Origin of the sequence: Sphingopyxis sp., from assembly GCF_041916015.1 — a bacterium.
In the GTDB taxonomy this organism is placed as follows: Bacteria; Pseudomonadota; Alphaproteobacteria; order Sphingomonadales; family Sphingomonadaceae; genus Sphingopyxis.
The window spans coordinates 1-9,212 of sequence record NZ_JAYSAH010000020.1; the positions used below are offsets into that span (position 1 = coordinate 1).

The window sequence follows — 9,212 nt, forward strand, 5'->3', positions numbered from 1 at the left end:
GCGGATCACTTCTGCGAGCAGCTTTGGATCGGATGCACACTTGCCGCGCCAGATGCGCTTGCCATCCTGACGAATCGATATCGAAGTGTCTTTTAAGGAAACGTCGAGTCCTATATACTGAGCCACGGTTGTCCTCCTTGGTTGCTGGGCCCGGTCAACAATCGTGAGCCCGTACTTCATCTTATCGGGGGGCAACCAACCTTCCAGCAATCTCGTGCTTCTGGACCATCGCCGGCGCACCCGCGATTACGTCATGTTCGTGCGACGGCCATTATTCGCCGGTCGGAGAGAGGAAGAAAGACAGGAAATGTGTATCGGACCAGCCACTCTTTTTCCCGGCGGCAAGCGCTGCGATATCCAGTCTCGCCTGCCGCACGATCGTCAGGCGCCGTGACGGGATGACGTAGAGGCGCTGGTCGCCTGCGCCTGCCGCGACGACCAGGTCGGCCGGGAGCGTTGGCGCATGCGCAACGATGTCGGTCGAGCGCGTCACAGGATCGTCGGAGGGACTCGCTCGCGGAAGCCACCAGGTCAGGCCATAGGCGGGGTTGGCATCGCTTCCTTTGAACAACTCGGCCAAGGCCGCGGGATCGACAAGCGCCTTGCCGTCCTGCGTGCCGCCGCGGCGCACGAATTCGCCGACTTTTGCCCATTGCTCTGCGGCGAGTACCAGCCCCTGCGGCATCAGAGGCGCGCCATCCGGTCCATTGCGCCAATCGCCGATCGTCACTCCGACCGGGGTCAGGATGCGGCGCTCGAGATAGCGGCGCGGATCGGCATCAAGGCTTGCGGCGGCCAGCTTGCGGCGTATAATCTCGCCGATTATCTGCATCGGCGCGGGGCCATATTGGAATTTCGTGCCGGGATCGGCGGCGAGCGGGGCGTTCACCGAGTCGAGATAACCCCGTGGCCGACCGACGGTCGACGCCTGTCCACTGGTCATCGCCAGCAATTGCCGGATCGTGATCGCGGCCTTTTTTGGGTCCTCGCGCCATTCGGCGAGCGTGGCCGACGCAGGTTCGTCGAGCGTGAGCAGCCTGTCCTGGACCGCCGCTGCCGCCATCAGGCCCACCAGGCTCTTGGTCCCCGACCAGAGTTCCTGCGGTGTCGAGACGCCATCGGAGGAGCAGCGGACCTTCCCGTCCTCGAGGACGAGCACGGCGACGCCTTGATGCGCCGACGAATAGGCCAGCGCCGCGGCACAGCCGGGAGCGGGGGCGGCCTGCACCGCCGGGGCTGCTGCGCAGCCCGCGAGCAGGAGAAGGGGGGCAATGCGTTTCAAATCCGGCTCCTGATTCCGATGCTTGTTTTTATCATTATTATCGATAATATTCCGAACTTCAATGATCGTTTGCTCCCGTGTTTTCCCGATCTAGGATGGCACCGGCAGACAGGGAGCCGAACGGGTGGAAATGGCCGCGACGAAGACCGACGACGAGCAGGCGCCGACACAGGACCGGGTTATCGCACGGTTGCTGACCGACGACATCGTCGAATGGCGGATTCCGCCGGGATCGTGGCTGCGCGAGCGTGAGATTGCGGCCCGCTTTGGAGTCAGTCACGCACCCGTTCGCGAAGCCTTTCGGCATCTCGCGAGCATCGGGCTGGTCAAGGTCGTGCCCTGGCGCGGCGCTTATGCGATCGACGTCGACGACCATGGGGCGGATGAGATCTACGAGCTGTGGAAAGCGCTCTTCGGGGTCGTTTGCCGCCTCGCGTGCACGGCGATGAGCGACCGCGACGGGCGCGAGCTGATGCACCGGCTGATCGAATATAAGGATGTGACCGAACGAACCACCAATTCCGCCGAGCATCTCAGGGTCTCGAACCGGATCGGGCGATTCATCGCCAAGCGATCGAATGCGCCGATGGCGCTCGAGTTGCTCGACCGGCTGGCGCTGCTCGCGCGCTGGCAGCACAATGTCTACACCGACGAGTTTGTCGCGACGCACGGCGAGGGCGAGGTCGGCCGCCGGTCGGCGGTGCTCTATGAGCAGCTTTGCCGGCATATCGTCGCGCGCGAACCCGACGACGCCGACCGCGTCGCGCGCGACCTGATTGCCACATCGCAACAGAATTTCGCCGAGGCGCTGGCGGAATATAAGGCACGGCGGACCAAGGCAAAGCCTGGCCGTCGCCGCGCCCGCGCGTCGTGACGCGGGGTTATGCCGGCCGGCGGAGCCTGCTGAAGGCAGGGCTTGCGGCGCCGATCGCTTTTCAGGCTGCTCCCGCCTTCGCCGCTGGGGGCGATGATGCCATATTCGCGGCCGAACGGCTTTTCGCCGATGTGAAGGCCTACGCCGAAGCGGGCAATAAGCAGTCGGGCGGGGCGGGCGATCGCTGGGCCGCCGACTGGGCTGCGCGGCGGCTTGCTGCGGCGGGCTTTGCGGTCGAGCGCCAGTCGTTCGACGTGCCCTGGTTCGAAGCGGCGACATGCGAATTGGCGCTCGGCGATCGGAAAATCCCCCTGATGGCGCAGCCGCTCGCCGTGCCGACGGGCGTTGGCGGGATCGGGGCGCCGCTGCGGCTTGCGGAGGTCAGCGATCGGCTCGATGGCGCGATCGCGGTGGTGCGGCTGCCGTATCGCCGCTGGTCGAGCCTGCTCGACCGGGCGGTGCGCGATCCGCTGGCCGATGCGCTGGCGCGGGGCGCGGCCGCGGTCATCCTTGTGACCACAGGGCCCACCGGCGAGGCGCTGCTCCTCAATGCGCCGGCCGATGCGCCGCTGTCGGACAATCCGTTGGCGCTGCTGGCGCCGCGCCTTGCGGCGCCCGTCATCGAAGCGGCGCGGCAGGGGCAGCCGGCGATGCTGGTGCTGCGCGGGAAGGGCGGTTCGCGCGTCGCGGAGAATGTCGTGGCGCGGCGCGTGCGCAAGGGGCGCCGCTGGCTCGTGGTCTCGACCCCGCGCTCGGGCTGGACCGATTGCGCGGGCGAACGCGGGCCGGGTTTCGCGATCTGGCTCGCGCTCGCCGAATGGATGCCGCGCGCCTTCCCCGATCATAGCCTGCTCTTCGTCTGCAACAGCGGGCATGAATATGAAAATCTGGGTGCCAGCCATATCGTCGAAAAGGTCGGGCCGCCGCCTGCCGACACCGATCTCTGGCTGCATCTCGGCGCCAATGTCGCGACGCGCGACTATCAGGACATGCCCGGGCGCCTGTTGCCGTTGCCGAGCGCCGATCCCTTCCGCTTCCTGATGACCTCGGCCGCCTTTGTCGATCGCGCCCGGTCGGATTTCAGGGGGTTGCCGGGACTGGAGATGGCTTATCCCTCGACCGAAGGGGTCGCGGGCGAACTCTCCGAAGTGGTCAAGGCCGGCTATCCGCATCATGCCGGAATTTTCGGCGCGCACCGCCATCATCACGCGCCGACCGACAATCTTTCGGTCGTCGCGCCCGCGCCGCTTGCCGCTACGGCGCAAGCGGTTCGCGACTTCCTCACCGCCATCATTCCCGTCCGCCGCTGACCGGCGTCGCCGCGAGGGCGATGTTTCCGGCTTGACTCGCGTCGCCATATGAACAAAATTATCGATAATAATTGCAATAACGACATGGGAGGGATTTATGGGACGCAAGGCGCAGCTTCTTTTCGGTACGGCCGCGCTCTGGGTGGCGGCGGCCGCGCCCGCTTCCGCCCAAGATCGGGCTCCCGAGGCTCTTCCGGCCGATACGGCGGCGGAAGCGGGCGATGACGGCGCGATCCTCGTCACCGCGCGGCGCCGCGAGGAACGCCTGTCCGATGTGCCGACCGCGGCATCGGTGATCGACGCGACGGCGCTCAACGATCGCGGCGGGGCGACGGGAAGCGGCGAACTCCTCGCCGACCAGCCGAGCGTGCGCTTCAACAATCTCAGCTCGTCGATCACGTCCGAAATTTCGATCCGCGCGTCGTCGACGGCGCGCGCGACCAACGGTGACCCGAGCGTCGGCCTCTATCGCAACGGCGCCTATATCGCGGGCGGTCCGGTCGGCGGGCGCAACTTCACGCGCCTCGATATGCTCGACATCGGCCGCGTCGAGGTGCTGCGCGGGACGCAGGGTGCGCTCTACGGCCGCAACGCGGTCGGCGGCGCGATCAACATCATATCGGCCGAGCCCGAATTCGACCTGTCGGGTTGGGCCAGCGTGCGATACGGGTTCGAGAACAACAGCCTGCAATTGCAGGGCGCGGTGAATGTGCCGCTGGGCGACGGGATCGCGGCGCGGATCAGCGGCGATCTGGTCGAACAGGACAAGGGCTTTTTCTACAACCCCGACAACGACGTCTATTTCGACCGGCAGAAGGGGCATGGCCTGCGCGGGCAGATCCGCCTGAAGCGCGGACCGGTCGACGCGGTGATCATGGCCGAGACGCAGCGGCTGACGACGCCGTCGATCCATTATCAGATCTTCATTCCGGCCGGCACGCCGGGCTTTCCGGGCGGCTATATCCAGGACCGTTTCCGTTATCCGTGGAGCACCGCGCCGCGGGCGTCGCAGGACGTCGACGGGTTGCAGGCGATCGTGCGTGTCGATCTTGGCGGAGCCGACCTCACCTCGACGACCTCCTTCCGCAAGCGACACAGCGAATATGATCTCGACAATGATGCGGTCAGCCCCGCCGAACTGGCGCGTGCGCGCGCCGCGGGCGAAGTCGGGCCGCTGACCCCGCTCGACCCGGGCAGCGCGTCCTATGTGGTCGATACGACCGACAATTTCTCGCAGGATATCCATGTCAGCGGATCGAACGACCGGCTGACCTGGCTGGTGGGGGCGGAAATGCTCCTCCTCGACAGCGATTTTTCGGTGACGACGACGCGCACGCCGACGCTCGCCAACCCGTCGCCGGGCAATATCGCGCCCGCGCGGCTCCATTTCGAAAGCTATGCCGCCTATGGTTCGCTCGGCTTCGACCTGACCGACAGCCTCAATATCACCGGCGAATTGCGCTATACGCACGACAGCCGCAGCATCAGCGCGCGGCTCTATGATCTCGGCACCGGGCTCCCGACCGGCGGGCCCTCGCGGATCATCGACGACAGCATCACCGCCGACAATCTCTCCTACAATGCGACGCTGTCGTACAAGCTGGCACCCGACATCCTCGCTTATGCCAAGGTCGGGAGCAGCTATCGCGCTGGCGGCTTCAACACGCGCTTGTCCGACCCGCGCGCGCCGAGCCCGGTGCAGGTGTTGTTCGGCAACGAAAACAGCACCAGCTACGAGGTCGGTTTCAAGGGTAGCCCGATGCGGCGCGGCTATTTTGCGGTCGCGGGCTATTATACCCAGCTCGACGATCTGATCGCGCAGGTCGACGACGGCTGCGCGCTGACCAACCCCACCTGCCCGGTCGCGGCGGTGAGCTATCTCACCAACGCGGGCGATGCGAAGAGCTGGGGCGTCGAAGCCGAATACAGCCAGGGCTTCGACCTTGGCCAAGGCAGCGGGCGTCTGGCGCTGAGCGGGTCGCGGCAGGGCGGCAAGGTGAAGAGCGGGCGTTACGACGGGCTCGACCTCGCGCAGGTGCCCGACTGGCTCGCTTCGGCGAACCTCAACCTGCGCGCCCCGGTCGCGAAAAATGTTTCGCTGACCGGCAACATCCTGGTCAGCGGCCAATGGGGCGGGAAGCAGGAACTGACCGCGACCTCGGTCGACCTCGACGACTATGTGCTCGTCAACCTGCGCGTCGGGGTCGAGTTCGGGAAGGTGAGCATCAGCGCCTTCGCGCACAACCTCTTCGACAAGGTCTACTATGTCGCGCAGGCGCCGACGATCAACCGCTACAGCCAGCCGCGAGTGATCGGGGTCGAAGGACGTATCTCCTTCTGATCCGGCGGCCGCCGCGCCGCGTTCAGCGGCGCCTCCTTTCGAAACGTGCAACGAAGAGGATGGGAGAGACGATATGGTTGAACGAAAGACATGGGCGTGGCTCGCCGCCGGTGCGGTCGTCGTCGGCGCGGGTGCCTTCGCGCAAAGCGGCGCGGGGGACCGCGGCAGGGGGGATGCGCGTCCGATGGTGCAACTGCCCCCGGCAGCGGTCGTCCCGGCCAGCTCCGCGGCGTCGGCCCCGACGGCGTTGTCGCCTGCCAGCCTGACCACGACAGTGGGCGGCTATACCTACGACTGGACCGCGCTGCAGGCGGCCATCGATGCCGACGCCGAAGTCGCGAACGGCTATTTCATCGTCGGTAACGCCACCGACCCCGACTATCTGTTTGCATATGAGAAGGGCAGCTTCGGAATCGATCGGGTGACGCCACTCGCCTCGGCCACCAAATGGTTCGCAGGAACGCTCGCCATGCGGATGGCGCAGGCGGGGATTGTCACGCTGGACGACCCGATGCGGCCGCCGCTCGCCTTCTGGACGACGACCGGGACAAAGAAGGACGTCAAGCTGAAGCATGCGCTGTCGATGACGTCGGGGTTCAACGGCAGCCCGCTGGTCGGAGGGTGCCAGCTGACACCGGCGCTGATCCTGTACAATTGCGCGAAAAATATCCACGACCTGCGATACGACATCCTGCGTCCCGGCAACGCGCCGGGTGCGCAATATAGCTATGGCCCGCACGGGATGCAGGTCGCCGCCGCCTATCTCGAGGCGAAGGATGTGAGCATCCAGCCCGGAACGACGCCGGCGCGCCAGCGCACCTTCCACGAACTTTTCGCCCAGCATGTCACGACGCCGCTCGGGATGACGAGCACGACATGGTATGATCCGGCGGGCAGCGCACCGACGAATCCGTGGGTGGCGGGGGGCGCCTATTCGACCCCGCGCGACTATGCCAAGCTGCTGCGTGCGCTCCTCGGCGGCGCCTTTGTGACCGACATGACCGCCTTTACTCAGCCGCGCACGACCGGCCTGCCGCGCGTCTTCGTACCCTCGGGAGCCTCGAACTGGGAATATGCGCTGGGCTCCTTCGTCGAATGCGACACCCCCTCGGCCTGCGCGACGTCGATGATCAATTCGGCGCCGGGCGCTTATGGATGGACGGGCTGGATCGATCGCGGAACCGGCTATTACGGCCTGATCGCGACCGAGATTTCGAGCGGCGGAGATCGTAAGGGCACCGAACTGGAACAGGAGATGCAGGGCCTGATCGAAGCGGCTATCGCGAGCCGCGTGCCTGCGCCTTAAAATCTTGTTCGCAGCGCTTTTGGTTCGAGTGTCTGCTTCTCCAGATTTCGAACCAAAAGTTGCCTGACCGTAATCGGCCAGCTCGAGCCGAATAGCAGCCGGACAGCGGTTCGCTTATTTGGCAGCAACATTAATCGGATCCCAATCGATGAAAAGGAACCGAACTCGCTTTAGGTGGGCTGCAAGATTGCCGATCGCCCGTCCCAAACCGTAGCCTCCGCCAACATCTGCGGGCGAATGCCCCATAAGCTGGTCGTGCACGTCCTTAGGAATATTGGCGTCGCGGCAGAGATCCTTGAAGCTGTGTCGGAAACTATAAAACACGAGGCGGGGGTCATCACCGACGGCATTGTCGATCAGGCGATTGGCGCGGCGGCTCGCCTCCTTGGTCTTTACGCCCAGTGAATCGGCCTCAAGGTCAGGAAAAAGCCGGACTGCTCCGCTTGACCGCATCCGTTGAACGTAGTCGAGAAACCCGAGCGCTATCAGTTTTGGATGGAGCGGTATCACGCGAATCGAACCGTCAGTCTTCACCCGTTTGCGCTCGTCAATCTCGTCCATGACGTAGTCCGTGACGTCGATATAGGGTATCCCTTGCTCGGATTTGATGTCCGCGAGCAATATCTGACCAAGTTCCTCGATTCGAGCGCCCGTGCAAAGCCCGAGCAGGAACAACCAGCGCAGGGTCGAATCGGAGACCTTTGACTTGCTCAGAGGGTGAGACCAAGGCGCGGTGAACAGCTTGGCCGCAAATAGCTGAGCGAGTTCGTCCTTGGTAAATGGGCGCCGCGTGCTCTTTTTTGTGTATCCTTCGACTTTGATACCGGCGCCGGTGTTCGCAGGGATGAAGCGCTCCTGGAAAGCGAACCCGAGGAGGGCTTGGACCGCGCCGAGATATTTTTTGATCGATTGCGGGGATATGCGGTCTACGCCCGATCTGTCCGCATAGAGCGCATGAATGTCGACAAACTCCATCATGCGATGCACTCGCGGCATACTTTTTGGCAGCACCGCTATCGCGTCACGAAATTCGAACAGATCGTTGGGCGTGATTTCGCCGATGCCGACATCGCCGATATAGCTTTTGAAATAGCGTACGGCCGTTTTCGTCGCGGCCTGCGCCTTCGGCGTCGGCTTGCGCGCCGCGATCCATTTCGCCTCGAGGGCGTCGAGCTTCATGTCCGGTTGGAGCCGGCTCGAATTTGCGCGGCGCCGGGCCGAGGGGAGTACGGGAACTTGTTCGCGGACTTGCGGCGAACCCAGCGCATCGGCCAGTGCATCGGCGAGCGGTTCGTCGATCCCGCGATTCGCCTCCTCGGGTAGTTTTAGTTCACGCTTTATTTTCGCGACGGCGAAGCTGAGCAGGGGGCGCCAACGGCGGTGCGGTACCCGTTTCTGAAAACTGAACCACAGATCGCCAAGGTCGCGATGGACCGAAGCATGGTGAGCCTCGATCCGAGCGAGTGTTTCGGGAGAAAACTCATCGTCGGCGTCGCTTCCCGCCAACCTCTTGCGATAAGCGATCCATTCGGTTGGACTCATGTCTTGTGCGGTGGCCCGATGGTCTCCCGATTGGTCCGCGACGGCGTCGTCGAGCTCCTTGAGCAAGAAGGCGACATCCATACCGCCGCTCGCAAACCCGGTAGTGGACCTGGCGGTGAGGAGGCGGTCAACCAAGACACGCGCCTCGTCGGAAGTGAAGGATCTTGGAGCGTCGTTTGCGAGCGCGTCGCGAAATTGTTCGCACTTCTGCTCATATTCACCATTGGCAATCGCCAGCTTGCGTTCGGCATGGCGCTGATCGGCGGTGCCGAGGCTTACCTTGTAAAGTTGGCCGCAAGCGAAGGCGCTTTGCAACGGCAGCGGGATACGGCGGCGAAGATAAAAAATGCCGCTGCGTGGATCGCGCCAGAGTCCCTTCGGATTCATGATCGTTCGTCCTTTGTGTACTCATTTGGTGTACCCACCGAGTCACTAACGAACAGAAAACCGAGACTTCTGCGCCTTTCCGGCGATTTGGTGACCCCTACGGGACTCGAACCCGTGTTTTCGCCGTGAAAGGGCGACGTCCTAGACCGCTAGACGAAGGGGCCGTCAAA

At 64.2% G+C, this 9,212-nt stretch carries 6 protein-coding genes, 1 tRNA gene and 1 pseudogene; 4 read left to right on the forward strand and 4 right to left on the reverse strand.

The window, feature by feature from the left end; all coding sequences use genetic code 11:
* Together ACE3SL_RS03220 and ACE3SL_RS03225 are read right to left on the reverse strand one after the other, a co-directional pair.
* A pseudogene (locus ACE3SL_RS03220) lies at window positions 1–126 on the reverse strand (IS110 family transposase); the annotation flags it as partial.
* Between the two features lie 145 nt (window positions 127–271).
* A complete protein-coding gene (locus tag ACE3SL_RS03225; RefSeq protein WP_011542780.1) occupies window positions 272–1,282 on the reverse strand; it encodes a serine hydrolase in 1,011 nt (336 codons plus the stop codon).
* Window positions 1,283–1,412: 130 nt separating this feature from the next.
* Here ACE3SL_RS03225 and ACE3SL_RS03230 point away from each other — a divergent pair, with 130 nt between their 5' ends.
* From ACE3SL_RS03230 to ACE3SL_RS03245, 4 genes are all read left to right on the forward strand, one after another.
* Window positions 1,413–2,156 carry a GntR family transcriptional regulator gene (locus ACE3SL_RS03230; RefSeq protein ID WP_088474317.1) on the forward strand — a complete coding sequence of 248 codons (744 nt, stop codon included), beginning with the start codon at window positions 1,413–1,415 and terminating at the stop codon, window positions 2,154–2,156.
* Window positions 2,153–3,466, forward strand: a complete 1,314-nt coding sequence (locus ACE3SL_RS03235) for a hypothetical protein (RefSeq protein ID WP_011542778.1) — start codon at window positions 2,153–2,155, stop codon at window positions 3,464–3,466. Before ACE3SL_RS03230 ends, ACE3SL_RS03235 begins: the two co-directional genes overlap by 4 nt.
* A gap of 97 nt (window positions 3,467–3,563) precedes the next feature.
* Entirely contained in the window at window positions 3,564–5,807 is a 2,244-nt protein-coding gene (locus tag ACE3SL_RS03240; RefSeq protein ID WP_374524321.1) for a TonB-dependent receptor, read from the forward strand.
* A 73-nt stretch (window positions 5,808–5,880) separates the two neighbouring features.
* Window positions 5,881–7,113 (forward strand): serine hydrolase domain-containing protein, encoded by a 1,233-nt coding sequence (locus ACE3SL_RS03245; RefSeq protein ID WP_374524322.1) that lies wholly within the window; start codon window positions 5,881–5,883, stop codon window positions 7,111–7,113.
* 114 nt (window positions 7,114–7,227) lie between these two features.
* Here ACE3SL_RS03245 and ACE3SL_RS03250 read toward each other — a convergent pair whose 3' ends face one another.
* Both ACE3SL_RS03250 and ACE3SL_RS03255 read right to left on the reverse strand, forming a co-directional pair.
* Complete coding sequence (locus ACE3SL_RS03250) at window positions 7,228–9,042, reverse strand: DUF6538 domain-containing protein (protein ID WP_374524323.1); 1,815 nt, start codon at window positions 9,040–9,042, stop codon at window positions 7,228–7,230.
* A gap of 88 nt (window positions 9,043–9,130) precedes the next feature.
* Window positions 9,131–9,206 (reverse strand) — tRNA-Glu (locus ACE3SL_RS03255).
* Window positions 9,207–9,212 lie beyond the last annotated feature (6 nt).